This window comes from Streptomyces sp. WAC04114, from assembly GCF_019733245.1.
Lineage (GTDB): Bacteria > Actinomycetota > Actinomycetes > Streptomycetales > Streptomycetaceae > Streptomyces > Streptomyces massasporeus_A.
This window is the reverse complement of record NZ_JAIGQA010000169.1, coordinates 1-17,194: the sequence shown is the minus strand read 5'-3', so window position 1 is coordinate 17,194 and position 17,194 is coordinate 1. Positions and strand designations below refer to the sequence as shown.

14 protein-coding genes are annotated in these 17,194 nt (G+C 69.6%); 9 read left to right on the top strand and 5 right to left on the bottom strand.

Annotation, left to right across the window (positions count from 1 at the left end; translation table 11 throughout):
* Positions 1–3,877: type VII secretion protein EccCa (gene eccCa / locus K4G64_RS31480; RefSeq protein ID WP_221759339.1), on the bottom strand; the 3,877-nt coding region annotated here is incomplete at its 3' end.
* A 322-nt stretch (positions 3,878–4,199) separates the two neighbouring features.
* Between eccCa and eccD the strand changes: the two genes are divergently transcribed.
* Positions 4,200–5,705 carry a type VII secretion integral membrane protein EccD gene (gene eccD, locus K4G64_RS31475; RefSeq protein ID WP_221759340.1) on the top strand — a complete coding sequence of 502 codons (1,506 nt, stop codon included), beginning with the start codon at positions 4,200–4,202 and terminating at the stop codon, positions 5,703–5,705.
* Between the two features lie 259 nt (positions 5,706–5,964).
* On the opposite strand, the gene K4G64_RS31470 is transcribed toward eccD, so the two are convergent.
* Positions 5,965–6,258, bottom strand: a complete 294-nt coding sequence (locus K4G64_RS31470) for a DUF397 domain-containing protein (protein ID WP_221759338.1) — start codon at positions 6,256–6,258, stop codon at positions 5,965–5,967.
* Positions 6,259–6,526: 268 nt separating this feature from the next.
* Here K4G64_RS31470 and rpsO point away from each other — a divergent pair, with 268 nt between their 5' ends.
* From rpsO to K4G64_RS31445, 5 genes are all read left to right on the top strand, one after another.
* Positions 6,527–6,814, top strand: a complete 288-nt coding sequence (rpsO, locus tag K4G64_RS31465) for a 30S ribosomal protein S15 (RefSeq protein ID WP_015657483.1) — start codon at positions 6,527–6,529, stop codon at positions 6,812–6,814.
* A 290-nt stretch (positions 6,815–7,104) separates the two neighbouring features.
* Positions 7,105–9,324, top strand: coding sequence for a polyribonucleotide nucleotidyltransferase (locus tag K4G64_RS31460; RefSeq protein WP_221759337.1), 2,220 nt, complete (start codon positions 7,105–7,107; stop codon positions 9,322–9,324).
* Positions 9,321–10,700, top strand: coding sequence for a pitrilysin family protein (locus K4G64_RS31455; protein WP_221759336.1), 1,380 nt, complete (start codon positions 9,321–9,323; stop codon positions 10,698–10,700). Before K4G64_RS31460 ends, K4G64_RS31455 begins: the two co-directional genes overlap by 4 nt.
* A 29-nt stretch (positions 10,701–10,729) precedes the next feature.
* Positions 10,730–11,482, top strand: a complete 753-nt coding sequence (gene dapB / locus K4G64_RS31450) for a 4-hydroxy-tetrahydrodipicolinate reductase (protein WP_189594001.1) — start codon at positions 10,730–10,732, stop codon at positions 11,480–11,482.
* A 13-nt stretch (positions 11,483–11,495) separates the two neighbouring features.
* Positions 11,496–11,951, top strand: coding sequence for a hypothetical protein (locus K4G64_RS31445; protein ID WP_221759335.1), 456 nt, complete (start codon positions 11,496–11,498; stop codon positions 11,949–11,951).
* Between the two features lie 73 nt (positions 11,952–12,024).
* On the opposite strand, the gene K4G64_RS31440 is transcribed toward K4G64_RS31445, so the two are convergent.
* Both K4G64_RS31440 and K4G64_RS31435 read right to left on the bottom strand, forming a co-directional pair.
* Positions 12,025–12,579, bottom strand: coding sequence for a hypothetical protein (locus K4G64_RS31440; protein ID WP_221759334.1), 555 nt, complete (start codon positions 12,577–12,579; stop codon positions 12,025–12,027).
* Positions 12,580–12,691: 112 nt separating this feature from the next.
* The gene (locus K4G64_RS31435; RefSeq protein WP_221759333.1) at positions 12,692–12,931 is read right to left on the bottom strand and encodes a hypothetical protein; all 240 of its coding nucleotides are present in this window, start codon (positions 12,929–12,931) and stop codon (positions 12,692–12,694) included.
* 176 nt (positions 12,932–13,107) lie between these two features.
* Between K4G64_RS31435 and thyX the strand changes: the two genes are divergently transcribed.
* The 3 genes from thyX (at position 13,108) to K4G64_RS31420 (ending at position 16,800) form a co-directional block, all read left to right on the top strand.
* Positions 13,108–13,848, top strand: coding sequence for an FAD-dependent thymidylate synthase (thyX, locus tag K4G64_RS31430; protein ID WP_030853261.1), 741 nt, complete (start codon positions 13,108–13,110; stop codon positions 13,846–13,848).
* 212 nt (positions 13,849–14,060) lie between these two features.
* Positions 14,061–14,960, top strand: coding sequence for a 4-hydroxy-tetrahydrodipicolinate synthase (dapA, locus tag K4G64_RS31425; protein ID WP_221759332.1), 900 nt, complete (start codon positions 14,061–14,063; stop codon positions 14,958–14,960).
* A 154-nt stretch (positions 14,961–15,114) separates the two neighbouring features.
* Positions 15,115–16,800, top strand: a complete 1,686-nt coding sequence (locus K4G64_RS31420) for a ribonuclease J (RefSeq protein ID WP_189594004.1) — start codon at positions 15,115–15,117, stop codon at positions 16,798–16,800.
* 155 nt (positions 16,801–16,955) lie between these two features.
* Here the strand turns inward: K4G64_RS31420 and K4G64_RS31415 are convergent.
* Positions 16,956–17,194, bottom strand: a 239-nt coding sequence (locus K4G64_RS31415; protein ID WP_221759331.1) for a hypothetical protein, incomplete at its 5' end; no start/stop codon positions are given.

The following is a 17,194-nucleotide window of genomic DNA, read 5'->3' as shown; positions in this document are numbered from 1 at the left end:
GCACCCCGCCGAGCAGATCCCCCTCACCCGGATCGCCGGCCAGGACGACCCCCTGCGCCCCCAGCTCCTTCACGCGCTGCATGAACGCCTCGTAAGACGCCCGCCCCGCGCCCGCCGTCGACCGCGCGATGATGAACCGCACGCCCACGTCCCGGGCGAACGGCAACAGCTCCGTCAACCCGGCCAGCGGATTCCCGCTCGACGTGGCCACGAGGTCGTAGTCGTCGATGACGACGTACACCGTGGGTCCGCGCCACCAGCTGCGGTCCCGCAGCTGCTGGGCGGTGACGTCGGCTGTCGGTGTGCGGCGCTTCATGAGGTCGGCCAGGGCGGCCATGTGGTGGTCCATGGCGTTGGACATGGGGATGTATTCGGCGAGGTGCGACGACGGCGTCACGTCCAGCAGTGAGCGCCGGTTGTCGATGACGAACAGCTTCGCCTCGTCGCCCGAGTACCGCTGCGTCAGCTGCTGGATCAGCAGCCGCAGCAGGTTCGACTTGCCGGACTCGCTCTCGCCGAAGACGAGGAAGAACGGGTCCTGCTCGAAGTCGACGAAGACCGGTTCGAGGTTGTCCTCGTCGAGGGCGAAGGCGACGCCGCGGCGTGGGAAGCGATCGCCCGGAGGGAGCTGATCGGCGGGGAACTCGCGGGGCAGCAAGCGGACTTCCGGGGCGCCGGGGGCCTGCCAGTGCCGGGAGACCTCGGTGGCGAGGGCGGCCGTGGCGTCCGCCAGGTCCGTGTCGGAGGTGAGACCGTCTATGCGCGGCACCGCCGCCATGAAATGCAGCTTCTGCGGCGCCTGTCCGCGGCCGGGCACGCCGGCCGGGACGTTCGCGGCCACCTTGCGGTCCAGTTCGGAGTCCATCGTGTCGCCGAGCCGCAGCTCCAGGCGGTTCATCAGGTGGTCCTTGAGGTTGGCCCTGACCTCCATCGAGCGAGAGGCCGTCAGGATCAGGTGGACGCCGTATCCGAGACCGCGCGCCGCGATGTCGTGGATCACCTGGTCCATCGCCTCGTAGTCCGCGCGGAAGTTGCCCCAGCCGTCGATGACCAGGAACACGTCACCCCAGGGCTGATCCGTGACCGAGATCTCGCCCCGGGCTCGCCTGGCCCGGAAGTCCGCGATCGAGGCGATGCCCGCGGAGCGGAAGTACTCCTCGCGGCGGTTCAGTACGCCGTACACCTCGGCCACCGTGCGCCGCACCCGCTCAGGATCCAGACGCGAGGCGACCCCGCCCACGTGCGGCAGTCCGGCCACCGCCGCCATGCCGCCGCCGCCGAAGTCAAGCCCGTAGAACTGCACTTCGTACGGCGTGTGCGTGAGCGCGAACGACGAGATCAGGGTGCGCAGCAGCGTCGACTTGCCGGACTGCGGGCCGCCGATGATCTGCATGTGGCCGGCCGCGCCGGAGAAGTCGACCCAGAGCGGGTCGCGGCGCTGCTCGTAGGGCTTGTCTACCAGGCCTGCCGGTACGACCAAGCGGCCGGCGCCTTCATAACCCGGCTGTGTGAGGCCGCGGCCCTGTACCGCTGTGAGGCCGGGCAGGAGCCCGTCGAGCGGCGGCGGACTGTCAAGCGGCGGCAGCCACACCTGGTGTGCCGCCGGGCCCTGGGCCTCCAGCCGACGCACGATCACGTCGAGCACGGTGTCGGCGAGCGCGTCGTCGACCTCCGGGCCGTCCGAAGCCGAAGGGCGCTGCTGTGGCACGGCCATGTACTGCACCGGCACCTCGGCCGCCGTGAACAGCACCGGCCGCCGGTTCATCGGCAGCGGTCCGCCGCTCAGCGCGGTTCGCTGCGTGCCCGAGCGGTACACGCCGGAGACGTAGGCCGCCTTGAAACGAACCATCTCGTCCGTACCGAACTTCAGGAGGCCGGAGCCCGGGACGTTCGGCAGCTCATAGGCGTCCGGTACGCCGATCGCCGCGCGGGACTCCGCGGCGGAGAAGGTGCGCAGACCGACTCGGTACGACAGGTACGTTTCCAGACCGCGCAGGCGGCCTTCCTCCAGGCGCTGCGACGCCAGCAGTAGATGCACACCTAGCGACCGGCCGATGCGGCCGATCTGTACGAACATCTCGATGAAGTCGGGCTTCGCCGTCAGCAGCTCGCTGAACTCGTCGATGACCAGCACCAGCGACGGAATGGGCTGCAGGGCGGCACCGGCCGCACGGGCCTTCTCGTAGTCGTGGATGTTGGCGTAGTTGCCCGCGTCGCGCAGCATCTCCTGGCGGCGGTTGAGTTCGCCGCGGATGGAGTCGCCCATGCGGTCGACCAGGGTGAGGTCGTCCGCGAGGTTGGTGATGACGGCCGCCACGTGGGGCATCTGCGCCATCCCGGCGAAGGTCGCTCCGCCCTTGAAGTCCGCGAGGACGAAGTTCAGCGTCTCCGACGAATGAGTGACCGCGAGGCCCAGGACCAGCGTGCGCAGCAACTCCGACTTGCCGGAGCCGGTGGCACCGACGCACAGGCCGTGGGGGCCCATGCCCTCCTGCGCGGCCTCCTTGAGGTCCAGCATCACGGGGCGGCCGTCCTCGCCGACCCCGATCGGCACCCGCAGCCGCTCCGCCAGCGACCGCGGCCGCCAGGTGCGCTGGGTGTCGACGGACGCCGCGTCACCGAGGTTCAGCAGATCGGTGAACTCCAGGTTGGCGAGCAGTGGTTCGTCGTCGTCGCCGCCCGAGGCCATCCGCAGCGGGGCAAGCTGCCGGGCGAGGGCCTCGGCGGACTCATAGGAGAGGACGTCGGGGGTCCCTTCGTAGACGACGCCGTGTCCCGACTCCAGGTGCAGCGCTTCGGGCTGTACGACGATGGAGAGCTCGCCGCCGCCCGTGCTCAGATCGCCGGGGACCACCTCGAGGACGGTGACGCCCTGGAGGCCCTCGGGATTGGCCAGGACCGAGTCCGGCGGCAGGGAGAGGCCGTCGAGTACGACGACGATGTGGGGCTCCTCCGGCAGGGGTGCCGCGTTCGGGTGGAAGCGCGGGCGGCCGGTCAGCCGGGTGGCGAGCAGGTTCTCCAGCTCACGGCTGTCGCTGTCGATCAGCCTGCGGCTGCCCGCTCCGTCCACGGCACCGGGCGCCTGCACGTGCGGCAGCCACTTGGCCCACTCCCAGTGGGGCAGTGCCTCGCGGCCCGCCGCGACCACGATGAGCAGATCCTCCGGGGAGTGCAGCGCGGCCAGCGAGCCGGCCATGGCCCGGGCGGAGGACCGTACGGACTGCGGATCGCCGCTGATCGTGACGTGGTAGAACGCCCGCAACGAGACCGCCATCGGCAGGTCGTCCAGGGTGCTGTGGACGGCGAGGAAGCGCTGCATCGCACCCGCGGTCAGCGGCTCCAGTTGCGCGACAGGGGCGGTCTCGGGGGCGACGAGTGCCCTGGCGAGGGCCTGCGCGCCGAGACCGATGCGGACCTGGGCGAAGTCCTCGTCGCCGGGGCGTCGTTCCCACACCCGGCTGCCCTCGGCGACCAGGGCCCACAGCTGTTCGGGGGAGGGGTGCAGGAAGTACTGCGCGTCACGCTGTGCCTTCGCCGTCTCGACGGCGGTGACCCGGGTCTGCCCCAGGTAGCTCAAGTAGTCCCTGCGCATGTCCGCCAACTCCCCCTGGGAGCCTCGGCGGAAGCGGATCACCATCGCCACGGACATGGCGATCGTCGAGGCGATCATGATCATGCCCATGATCCTCATGAACGGCTGCCCGCTCGTGAAGAAGAAGACCACCGAGCCCCCCATGCCGAGCGTCGGCAGGAGTTGCATCAGCACGCTCTCCCGGTGGCCCCGCGGCAGTTCGGGCGGAGGCTGCAGCACGATCTCCTGCGTGGGCACTTCGGACGGCAGCACCCGAGGCGGGCGCTTCACGACGATGTGGCTCACTGACATCCATTCCCTCGACCAGCCCGAGAGTCCGTCCGCCGCCCCGTGTCAGGCGGACGCAGGCCGCCGCGCGATCCTACTGACTGCAATGGGGACAAGGGGCGATAGGGTGCCGGAAGTTCGCGTGGGCACATGCGAGTTGAGCCGGAGCAAACGGGGCATTCCGTGAGATCCGGCGGGCTGCGGAACCCTGGCGACGGCACGCAGGGCTGTTCCCACGACCTCGCCGGATGGCCGGTTGCGGGGGACAGCGACAACCGCGTGGGACTTCCGTACCCACCGTAGGTAGAAAATCATCACTGAGGGGGAGCAGCAGGTGAGCATGACGGCCTCCGCGGCAGCCACCGGAAGGGGACCCGGTACGGGAACTCCCGCCGGGGCGGGCACGGGTCTCGGTTTCTGCCGCGTCACCATCGTCGCGCCCGACAGCCGGATCGACGTGGCGCTGCCCGACGACATCCCGGTCGCCGACCTCTATCCGGAGATCCTGACCCTCACCCGGCAAAGTCCCGCCGAGGGCGCGCCCGTCGGCTACCACCTGGTCCGCCGTGACGGCACTGTCCTCGACAGTGCCCGTTCCTTCGCCGCCCAGCGCATCCTCGACGGCGAACTCCTCGCGCTGCGCCCGTTCTCCGAGTCGCTGCCGCCCGCCGTCTTCGACGACGTCTCCGAGGCGGTCGCCTCCGCCGTGACCAGCGAGCGCACCCTGTGGAGCGGCGACCTGACGCGCGCGGCCGGTCTCGCCGGGGGAGGCGTCCTGCCGGTCCTGCTCGCCTTCGTGGCCTGGATGGGCGACCCGCTGCACGACATGAACAGCCTGCCCGGCATCCTCGCCGGCGTCGCCGGTCTCCTCCTGGTCGTCCTGGCCTGCGTGCGCGCCCGGGTCTACGACGACCGGGCCTCGGCCATCGCCCTGGGGCTCGGCGCCCTCCCCAACGTCGGCGTGGCCGGCTCGGGGCTCCTGCCGCTCGCCGACGGACAGGGCATCGGCCGGCTCCAGTTCCTGCTCGCCTGTGCGGCGGTGCTGCTGGCCTCGGTCCTGCTCACCCTGTGCTCGCCGAGCGGGGACGGCCCGTTCGTCGCCTTCGTCGTGGCCTCCGCCGTCAGCTTGATCGCCGTGTTCGCGGGGATCCTCGCCGACTGGACGCCTTCCGAGATCGCCGCCCTGTGCGCCCCGATCGCCGTCGGAGGCCTGGCCTTCCTGCCGGGGCTGTCGATGCGCTTCGCCCGGCTGCCGATCGGCTTCGACGCCCCGAACACGGCCCCGCGCAGCGCGTACGACACAGACCCCGCCCCTCAGGAGCCGGTCGACGCCGAGCGGGTCGCCGCCCAGGCGCGGCGTGGACACGAACTCCTGGTCGGTCTGGTGGGCGGCTGCGCGCTGCTCGCCGTCGGTTCCTCGGCGGTTCTCGGGTTCTCCGAGAACGTCTGGGCCCAGCTCCTGGCCCTGGCGACCGGCCTGGCCATGCTGATGCGCGCCCATCTCTTCCGGTACACCGGCCAGGTGGCCCCCGTCCTGGCCGCCGGTCTCGCCTGTCTCGTACTGCTCGGCCTGGGGCTGGCACTCAATCCGCCGCACTCGGTCGTCCGCGAGGCCCTCACGGGCGACCGCAGCGACCTCGACCTCCGGACCATCTGGCTCGTCGCGGCGATCGCCGTGGCGGCCGCGCTCGTCACGGCGATCGGTTTGATCGTCTCGCGTGGCGGCCTCACCCCGTTCTGGGGACGCTTCCTGGAGATCGCCGAGGGCTTCGTACTGCTGACCCTGGTGCCGCTGACCCTGGCGGTGTTCGACGTGTACTCGGCAGTCCGCTCGATGACCAGCTGAGCCCCGCCCCGCTGCCCTCCGTGTTCACCCCGCCCATCCGGGCGGGGGATCCACGCACCTACAGGAAGCGTCGAACGACGCAGCGGGGCGTCGGTCCGCCGTCCAGCGAAGCAGGACGCAGGGCCGTCGCGGGACCCCTCTTCCCCACTCGGACACGGCGCAGACCGCCACCGGGCAGCGCCGCACAGGGCTCGTCGGCTCGATCACCGGGTCATTCGGGGAGTGCCCGATGACCCGGTAAGGGCTCCGGTGCCCACCGTCACTCCGGGCCAGGCCCCCCATTGCGGGGCGAGGACTCAAGATCGAACTCCCCGTCCCGCGCCCCCAGCACGAATGCCCGCCACTCCGCCTCCGTGTAGCGCAGTACCGTGTCCGGGTCGAGCGACGACCGCATCGCCACGGCCCCCTCGGGCAGGTAGGCGATCTCGACCCGCTCCTCGTGATCCTCGGTGCCCGGCGCGCTGTGCCACTCGACACCGGAGATGTCGAGGGCGTACAGCTCGTCCCGCTCCCGCTCCTTGCGTGCCTTGATCTCCTCAGCCGTCTCCGCCATGCCGCAGCGACCCCTTCCCGACGTACGAACGATCCGAATCTGCTCACCCTAGTGGCCCCCTGCCCTCCGGCCGGGAGCTTCGGAGACCGGGGCAAAGAGGATCCCGACCGCCTGGTACCCTGGTCGACGGCCGTTTGTGTACGCACCCCCGGAGCCCAGCGCTCTGGAGGCCGCGCTCAGCGGATCCCCGCCTCCCGAGTAACGGAAGCTCCCCCGAGACACAGACCGGGGGCACTCGGTGGCCCATCACAGACTACGAGGAGTACGCGTGCCGCTCGACGCCGCTACGAAGAAGCAGATCATCAGCGAGTTCGGCCAGAAGGAGGGCGACACTGGCTCCCCCGAGGTCCAGGTCGCCATGCTCTCGCGCCGCATCTCGGACCTGACCGAGCACCTCAAGACCCACAAGCACGACCACCACTCCCGCCGTGGTCTGCTGATCCTGGTGGGTCAGCGTCGCCGCCTTCTCCAGTACCTGGCGAAGAAGGACATCCAGCGCTTCCGTGCGCTGGTCGACCGCCTGGGCATCCGCCGCGGTGCGGCGGGCGCCAAGTAAGACGCCGTGAGGGGAGCGGTTCCCGAAGGAAAGGGGACCGCTCCCTTTGCTGTACGTGCGGAGTGTCACCGCTGCTTTGTAGTGTGGTAGCACAACGCAATACGGACGACACAGCACAACAAGAAGAGGAGAGGCGCACCTAGCCGCCGCCGGTCCTCGGTAGTGGCCCCCGGGGGAAGTGAGCCCGGGTGCTTCGATCGAAGACCGGCCCGCACAGCCCGGAGCGCTTCTCCGCAACCGTCCCCCTGCCACACGGGCAGCGACGGGACGAAGACGAGGAGATAGCACTAGTGGAGAACGAGACCCACTACGCCGAGGCCGTCATCGACAATGGCGCCTTCGGTACCCGCACCATCCGCTTCGAGACGGGCCGCCTGGCCAAGCAGGCCGCCGGCTCCGCCGTGGCGTACCTGGACGACGACACCATGGTGCTGTCGGCCACCACCGCCTCCAAGAACCCCAAGGACCAGCTCGACTTCTTCCCCCTCACGGTGGACGTCGAGGAGCGGATGTACGCCGCCGGCAAGATCCCCGGCAGCTTCTTCCGCCGCGAGGGACGTCCCTCTGAGGACGCGATCCTCACCTGCCGCCTGATCGACCGCCCGCTGCGCCCCTCCTTCAAGAAGGGCCTGCGCAACGAGATCCAGGTCGTCGCCACGATCATGGCGCTCAACCCCGACCACCTGTACGACGTCGTCGCGATCAACGCCGCGTCCGCGTCCACGCAGCTGGCCGGCCTGCCCTTCTCCGGCCCGATCGGCGGCGTCCGCGTCGCGCTGATCAACGGCCAGTGGGTGGCCTTCCCGACGCACACCGAGCTCGAGGACGCCGTCTTCGACATGGTCGTCGCGGGCCGCACCCTGGAGGACGGCGACGTCGCGATCATGATGGTCGAGGCCGAGGCCACCGAGAAGACCATCAAGCTGGTCGAGGGCGGCGCCGAGGCGCCGACCGAGGAGGTCGTCGCCGCCGGTCTGGAAGCCGCGAAGCCCTTCATCAAGGTGCTCTGCAAGGCCCAGGCCGACCTCGCGTCGAAGGCCGCCAAGCCCACCGGCGAGTTCCCGGTCTTCCTGGACTACCAGGACGACGTACTCGAGGCCCTCACCGCCGCCGTCAAGCCGGAGCTCGCCTCCGCGCTGACCATCCCCGGCAAGCAGGAGCGCGAGGCCGAGCTGGACCGCGTCAAGGCGCTCGCCGCCGAGAAGCTCCTCCCGGAGTTCGAGGGCCGCGAGAAGGAGATCTCCGCCGCGTACCGCTCGCTGACCAAGACCCTGGTCCGTGAGCGCGTCATCAAGGAGAAGAAGCGCATCGACGGCCGCGGTGTCACCGACATCCGCACCCTGGCCGCCGAGGTCGAGGCCATCCCGCGGGTCCACGGTTCCGCCGTGTTCGAGCGTGGCGAGACCCAGATCCTGGGCGTCACCACCCTGAACATGCTCCGCATGGAGCAGCAGCTGGACACCCTCTCCCCGGTGACCCGCAAGCGCTACATGCACAACTACAACTTCCCGCCGTACTCCGTCGGTGAGACGGGCCGCGTCGGCTCCCCGAAGCGCCGCGAGATCGGCCACGGTGCCCTCGCCGAGCGCGCCATCGTGCCGGTCCTGCCGACGCGCGAGGAGTTCCCCTACGCGATCCGCCAGGTTTCCGAGGCGCTGAGCTCCAACGGCTCGACGTCCATGGGCTCGGTCTGCGCCTCCACCATGTCGCTGCTGAACGCCGGTGTGCCGCTGAAGGCCCCCGTCGCCGGTATCGCCATGGGCCTGATCTCCCAGGAGATCGAGGGCGAGACGCACTACGTCACCCTCACCGACATCCTCGGTGCGGAGGACGCCTTCGGCGACATGGACTTCAAGGTCGCCGGCACCAAGGAGTTCGTGACCGCCCTCCAGCTCGACACCAAGCTGGACGGCATTCCGGCCTCCGTCCTGGCCGCGGCCCTCAAGCAGGCCCGTGACGCCCGCCTCCACATCCTCGACGTGATGATGGAAGCGATCGACACGCCGGACGAGATGTCCCCGAACGCCCCGCGGATCATCACCGTCAAGATCCCCGTGGACAAGATCGGCGAGGTCATCGGCCCCAAGGGCAAGATGATCAACCAGATCCAGGAGGACACCGGCGCCGACATCACGATCGAGGACGACGGCACGATCTACATCGGCGCGGTCGACGGACCGTCCGCCGAGGCCGCCCGCACCACGATCAACGGCATCGCCAACCCGACCATGCCGGAGGTCGGCGAGCGCTACCTGGGTACGGTCGTCAAGACGACCACCTTCGGCGCGTTCGTGTCGCTGCTCCCGGGCAAGGACGGTCTGCTGCACATCTCGCAGATCCGCAAGCTCGCCGGCGGCAAGCGCGTGGAGAACGTCGAGGACGTCCTCGGTGTGGGCCACAAGGTCCAGGTCGAGATCGCCGAGATCGACTCCCGCGGCAAGCTCTCCCTGATCCCCGTGATCGAGGGCGAGGAAGGCTCGGACGAGAAGAAGGACGACGCCGACAAGTGACGTCCCAGCGCTCCAAGGCGACGGCCCGCACCTCTTCGGAGGCGCGGGCCGTCGCCCGTACCCAAACCCTCATCAAGGGCGAGAACGGCATCGGTACGGTCCGCAAGACCACCCTCCCCGGCGGCCTGCGCATCGTCACCGAAACCCTGCCCTCGGTCCGCTCCGCGACCTTCGGCATCTGGGCGCACGTCGGCTCCCGCGACGAGACCCCGGCCCTGAACGGCGCGACCCACTACCTGGAGCACCTGCTCTTCAAGGGCACCAGCCGCAGGTCGGCCCTGGACATCTCTGCCGCGCTCGACGCGGTCGGCGGCGAGATGAACGCGTTCACGGCGAAGGAGTACACGTGCTACTACGCACGCGTGCTCGACAACGACCTGCCGCTCGCCATCGACGTCGTCTGCGACATGCTGACCGGCTCGCTGATCCGCGAGGACGACGTCAACGTCGAGCGGGGCGCCATCCTCGAAGAGATCGCCATGACCGAGGACGACCCGGGCGACTGCGTGCACGACCTGTTCGCGCACACGATGTTCGGCGACAACCCCCTCGGCCGCCCGGTCCTCGGCACGGTCGACACGGTCAACGCCCTCACCGCCGACCGCATCCGCCGCTTCTACAAGAAGCACTACGACCCGACCCACCTGGTCGTCGCCTGCGCCGGCAACATCGACCACGCCAAGGTCGTCCGGCAGGTCCGAGCCGCCTTCGAGAAGGCCGGCGCCTTCGACGACCTCGCCGCCGACCCGGTCGCCCCGCGCGGCGGCACGCGTGCCCTGCGCACCGCGGGCCGCGTCGAGCTGATCGACCGCAAGACCGAGCAGGCGCACGTCGTGCTCGGCATGCCGGGCCTGGCCCGCACGGACGAACGGCGCTGGGCGCTGGGCGTGCTGAACACCGCCCTGGGCGGCGGCATGTCCTCCCGCCTCTTCCAGGAGGTCCGCGAGAAGCGCGGCCTCGCCTACAGCGTGTACTCGTACACCTCGGGCTTCGCCGACTGCGGCCTGTTCGGCGTCTACGCCGGCTGCCGGCCCTCGCAGGTGCACGACGTGCTGAAGATCTGCCGCGACGAACTCGACCAGGTCGCCGAGCACGGCCTCTCGGACGACGAGATCGGGCGGGCGATCGGCCAGCTCCAGGGCTCCACGGTCCTGGGCCTGGAGGACACCGGCGCGCTGATGAACCGTATCGGCAAGAGCGAGCTGTGCTGGGGCGAGCAGATGTCCGTCGACGACATGCTCTCCCGGATCGCGTCGGTCACCCCGGACGACGTCCGCGAGGTAGCCCGCGAGATCCTGGGACGGCGGCCCTCCCTGTCGGTCATCGGCCCACTCAAGGACAAACAGGCGGCCCGCCTGAACGACGCCGTCGCCTGACAATCCCCCTGGTGAAGGAAGCACAAGAGATGAGCAAGCTGCGCGTGGCGGTCCTCGGCGCCAAGGGCCGGATCGGCTCGGAAGCCGTACGAGCCGTCGAAGCCGCCGAGGACATGGAACTGGTCGCCGCCCTCGGCCGGGGCGACAAGCTGGAGACACTGACCGAATCCGGCGCCCAGGTCGCGGTCGAACTGACCACGCCCGACTCGGTCATGGCCAACCTCGAGTTCTGCGTCGGCCACGGCATCCACGCGGTCGTCGGCACCACCGGCTGGACCGACGAGCGCCTCGCGCAGCTGAACGGCTGGCTCTCCGCCGCACCCGAGACGGGCGTGCTCATCGCGCCGAACTTCTCCATCGGGGCCGTCCTGAACATGAAGTTCGCGCAGATCGCGGCACCGTACTTCGAGTCGGTGGAGGTCATCGAACTCCACCACCCGAAGAAGGTCGACGCCCCGTCGGGCACCGCCACGCGCACCGCCCAGCTCATCGCGTCGGCTCGTGCCGAGGCGGGTGCGGCCCCGGCACCGGACGCCACGGAGACGGCCCTGGACGGCGCGCGAGGGGCGGACGTCGACGGCATCCCCGTGCACTCCGTCCGCCTGCGCGGCCTGCTGGCCCACCAGGAGGTCCTGCTGGGCGGCGAGGGCGAGACGCTGACCATCCGGCACGACTCGCTCCACCACAGCAGCTTCATGCCGGGCATCCTGCTCGGCGCCCGCCGCGTGGTGAGCACCCCGGGCCTGACGTTCGGCCTGGAACACTTTCTGGACCTGAACTGAGCCCCTGACCGTCATGCGCGCGAAGCTCACCTACGCCGTCACCGCCGCCGTCCTGGTCGTCTACTTCGTCCTGGTCGGCAGCCGTGGCGTCCTGCTCATCGAAACCGGCACGCCCCTCACCGTCACCTTGGGTGTCGCCGTGCTGATCCTGCCGGTCATCGGCCTGTGGTTCCTGTGGAAGAACACCCAGTTCGCCCGCAGGGCCAATCAACTCGCCGCCGAACTCGACGCCGAGGGCGGGCTGCCCGTCGACGAACTGCGGCGCACCCCCAGCGGCCGCATCGACCGCGACTCGGCCGACGAGGTCTTCGCCAGGCGCAAGGCCGAGACGGAGGACGCCCCCGACGACTGGCGCACCTGGTTCCGCCTCGCCGTCGCCTACCACGACGCCCGCGACACCCCGCGCGCTCGCAGGGCGATGCAGCACGCGATCGCCCTGCACGACGGCAAGCAGTCCGAAGCGGCCTGAGCCGCGGCCCACTCATGACGGCGGGGCCGGACCGTTCTCACGGTCCGGCCCCGCCGTCATACGGTCGAGGGCGTCAGCGTGGGCCGTACTCCTCGGCCCACGCCTCCACCGAGTCCGCCGCCCGGTCGAACGCCTCCGCGCGGCCCAGGAAGTCCGCGTTGTGCGTCGTCATCAACGGCGTCGGGCCGGCAGCGTCCTGGCCCCGGCGGCCGAGCAGCAGCGCTTGCCCCTGCACGGTCCGGGGCAGCCCCAGCCAGCGCACCGGCTGCTGCGCCGTACGCACGGAGACGACCTGCTCCCAGGACGCCGTACGCGTCGTGAGGAAACCCACGTGCCGCAGCCCGCGCGCGCTGACCCACACGCCCATGCGCAGCAGCCGCAGCGCCGCGGCGATGACGACCAGCGCGAGCGCGAACACCACGGCGGCCGAAGCCGGTTCGGCCGTCGCGGCGATGATGACGGCCGCGAACAGCACGAACGAGGCGAGCAGCAGCGCGAGCGCCGCGACGCCGACGCGCCAGGGCCCCGGCCGGTACGGCCGCCGCCAGCGGTCACGGTCGTCGTAGGGCAACGGAACGTCGTCCGTCGCCTCGAAAACGCGGTCGGCCGTCAGGAAGGGCAGGGGCACGGCGGGTCCTCACTCGATCCATGCGTGGGCTGTGCCCGGTGAGGCTACCGATCTGTGTGCCCGGTCACCACTGGCGGGGGGCCGGATGGAGTCACCGCCGCAGCGGTGCGCTTCAGCGCCTGTCGGACGCCTGCGACTGCTGAGGCTGATCAGTCGTCTTGCCGGGCGTCAGCGCGGGCGTCCCGACGACCAGGGACCCCACGAGCCCCGCCACGATGGTGAGCCCCAGCAGCCAACGCCCGGCCATCTGACCGACGGAGGACCGCTCGCGAGGCGGGGGAGTGACATTGCTGCGGAACCTGTCGGCCTCGGCGACGAAGGCAAACGGTACGGGTTCACGCCGACCGAACATCAGGGGTACGTCTCCTTCAAGGGTGGAACGGATCACTTTCGTCTGTAGAGACGAACGAACTCCCTCAGAGGTGCCCTGTTTCACCAACTTCATTGCGGCACGCCACCGATCGTGCCGAATCGGCCGGGCCGTAGAGTGGCGTCGCCACACGACGAGATGGGAAGGCCCTGCCAACCGTGACCGACACTCCCGCCGACGACCTCAAACCCAGCTACCGCAGCGACGTCACCGTCGAGCTGGTCAAGCACACCGCGTCCGACGCGGACGTCCTCTTCGCCGCCCGCGTCTCGACCCTCGGCGAGCAGTCGCTGGACGAGCTGAAGAAGGACCCCGAGCGTTCCAAGGGCCTGATCAACTACCTGATGCGGGACCGGCACGGCAGCCCCTTCGAGCACAACTCGATGACCTTCCTCATCAGCGCCCCGATCTTCGTCTTCCGCGAGTTCATGCGGCACCGCGTCGGCTGGTCGTACAACGAGGAGAGCGGCCGCTACCGCGAGCTCCAGCCCGTCTTCTACGTCCCCGACGAGTCCCGCAAGCTGGTCCAGGAGGGCCGCCCGGGCAAGTACGTCTTCGTCGAGGGCACCCAGGCCCAGCAGGAGCTGACCGGCCGCGTCATGGAGGACTCGTACCGGCAGGCGTACGAGGCCTACCAGGAGATGCTCGCCGCCGGCGTCGCCCGCGAGGTGGCCCGTGCCGTCCTCCCGGTCGGCCTGTACTCCTCGATGTACGCCACCTGCAACGCCCGCTCGCTGATGCACTTCCTCGGCCTGCGCACCCAGCACGAGCTGGCGAAGGTCCCCTCCTTCCCCCAGCGCGAGATCGAGATGGTCGGCGAGAAGATGGAGGCCGAGTGGGCTCGGCTCATGCCGCTCACCTACGCGGCCTTCAACGGGAATGGACGCGTGGCGCCGTAACGCGGCCCAGGTCACCTGGTCAGGTACAGATGTACGGTTCAGCCGCGCGAAGTGTCCGTATTGCGGCATTTGGAGAAGTTCATCTAGCCTGATCAAACGGGTCCGGCACTGCTTGAACCCCCGAGCAGGCAGTGCCGGGCTCCACCTTTGTCACGACTTGTCGCCTGCCCCATGGGCAGACCCGGTCCTGAGCAACGAGTAGCGTGTAACCCATGGCTCCGACCTCGACTCCGCAGACCCCCTTCGGGCGGGTCCTCACCGCCATGGTCACGCCCTTCACGGCGGACGGCGCACTCGACCTCGACGGCGCGCAGCGGCTCGCCGCCCACCTGGTGGACGCAGGCAACGACGGCCTGGTCATCAACGGCACCACCGGCGAGTCCCCGACCACCAGCGACGCGGAGAAAGCGGATCTCGTACGGGCGGTCCTGGAGGCGGTCGGCGACCGAGCCCACGTGGTGGCCGGAGTCGGCACCAACGACACCCACCACAGCATGGAGCTCGCCCGGGCGGCGGAGCGCGTCGGCGCTCACGGCCTGCTCGTCGTGACCCCGTACTACAACAAGCCCCCGCAGGAAGGCCTCTACCGGCACTTCACGGCCGTCGCCGACACCACCGGCCTTCCGGTGATGCTCTACGACATCCCCGGCCGCAGCGGCGTCCCGATCAACACCGAGACGCTCGTCCGCCTCGCCGAGCACCCGCGGATCGTCGCCAACAAGGACGCCAAGGGCGACCTCGGCCGCGCCAGCTGGGCCATCGCCCGCTCCGGCCTCGCCTGGTACTCCGGCGACGACATGCTGAACCTGCCCCTGCTCTCGGTCGGGGCGGTCGGCTTCGTCTCGGTCGTCGGCCACGTCGTCACCCCCGAGCTGCGCGCTCTCGTCGAGGCGTACACCTCGGGCGACGTCCAGAAGGCCACCGAGATCCACCAGCGACTGCTCGCCGTCTACACGGGTATGTTCCGCACGCAGGGCGTCATGACGACCAAGGCCGCCCTCGCCCTGCAGGGACTGCCCAGCGGGCCCCTGCGTGCCCCCATGGTCGAGTGCGCGCCCGAGGAGATCGAGCAACTCAAGATCGATCTTGCCGCGGGCGGGGTACAGCTCTGACATCAGACTTCGCGCGGACCCCCGCGCACCTGCTTCACAACTGAATAAGCGGGCCACCGGTGCCCGCGCACCCCACACAGACAACTGCTTCTGCACGAACGTCACGCGCGCCACGTGCCCACCGGTACGTGGCGTGCGTGGTGAGGAGAGTCTTTTGAGTCATCCGCATCCCGAACTCCGCACGCCCCCGCCGCTCCCCGAAGGCGGCCTGCGCGTCACCCCGCTCGGCGGCCTCGGCGAGATCGGCCGCAACATGACGGTCTTCGAATTCGGCGGCCGCCTTCTCATCGTCGACTGCGGCGTGCTCTTCCCCGAGGAGGAGCAGCCCGGCATCGACCTGATCCTGCCGGACTTCTCGTCCATCAGGGATCGCCTCGACGACATCGAGGGCATCGTGCTCACGCACGGGCACGAGGACCACATCGGCGGTGTCCCTTTCCTCCTGCGCGAGAAGCCCGACATCCCGCTGATCGGCTCCAAGCTGACCCTCGCCCTCATCGAGGCCAAGCTCCAGGAGCACCGCATCCGCCCCTACACCCTGGAGGTGGCGGAGGGGCACCGTGAGCGCATCGGGCCCTTCGACTGCGAGTTCATCGCCGTCAACCACTCCATCCCGGACGCACTGGCCGTGGCCATCCGCACGCCCGCGGGCATGGCGGTCCACACCGGCGACTTCAAGATGGACCAGCTCCCGCTGGACAGCCGCCTCACGGACCTGCACGCTTTCGCACGTCTGAGCGAGGAAGGCATCGACCTCCTCCTCTCGGACTCGACGAACGCCGAGGTGCCGGGCTTCGTCCCGCCCGAGCGGGAGATCTCCAACGTCCTGCGCCAGGTCTTCGCCGGCGCCCGCAAGCGCATCATCGTCGCGAGCTTCGCCAGCCATGTGCACCGCATCCAGCAGATCCTGGACGCCGCACACGAGTACGGCCGCCGGGTCGCCTTCGTCGGCCGCTCCATGGTCCGCAACATGGGCATCGCGCGGGACCTCGGATACCTGAAGGTCCCCCCGGGCCTGGTGGTCGACGTCAAGACGCTCGACGACCTCCCGGACAGCGAGGTCGTCCTGGTCTGCACGGGCTCCCAGGGCGAACCGATGGCGGCCCTGTCCCGCATGGCCAACCGCGACCACCAGATCCGCATCGTCCAGGGCGACACGGTGATCCTCGCGTCGTCCCTGATCCCCGGCAACGAGAACGCGGTCTACCGCGTGATCAACGGCCTCACTCGTTGGGGCGCCAACGTGGTCCACAAGGGCAACGCCAAGGTCCACGTCTCCGGCCACGCCTCCGCGGGCGAGCTGCTGTACTTCTACAACATCTGCCGCCCGAAGAACCTGATGCCGGTGCACGGTGAATGGCGCCACCTGCGGGCCAACGCCGAGCTGGGCGCCCTGACCGGCGTCCCGCACGACCGCATCGTCATCGCCGAGGACGGCGTCGCCGTCGACCTCGTCGAAGGCAAGGCCAAGATCTCCGGCAAGGTCCAGGCGGGCTACGTCTACGTCGACGGCCTCTCGGTCGGTGACGTCGGCGAGCCGGCGCTGAAGGACCGCAGGATCCTCGGCGACGAGGGCATCATCTCGGTCTTCCTCGTCATCGACTCGTCCACCGGGAAGATCACCGGCGGCCCGCACATCCAGGCCCGCGGCTCCGGCATCGAGGATTCCGCCTTCGCTGACGTGGTCCCCCGGATCACGGAGGTACTCGAACGCTCCGCGCAGGACGGCGTGGTCGAGCCCCACCAGCTTCAGCAGCTCGTACGCCGCACGCTGGGCAAGTGGGTCTCGGACACCTACCGGCGCCGTCCGATGATCCTGCCTGTGGTGGTGGAGGTCTGACGGTCCGTCGGGCCTGAGCAAGGCCCAACTGGGAGCGGGGCGCCTCGATTTGCATCGAGGCGCCCCGCTCCAGTAGGTTTACAACTCCTCCCGACGGGGCACCCGGGCCAACTTAGGCACCGGGGACCATGCCCGGCCGGGAAGGAAAATCCGACTCAGAACTTCTGATAAAGTCGGGTCCGCCGGAAAGGGAAACGCGAAAGCGGGAACCTGGAAAGCACCGAGGAAATCGGATCGAAAAGGATCTGATAGAGTCGGAAACGCAAGACCGAAGGGAAGCCCGGAGGAAAGCCCGAGAGGGTGAGTACAAAGGAAGCGACCGTTCCTTGAGAACTCAACAGCGTGCCAAAAGTCAACGCCAGATATGTTGATACCCCGTCCATCGGATCACCGA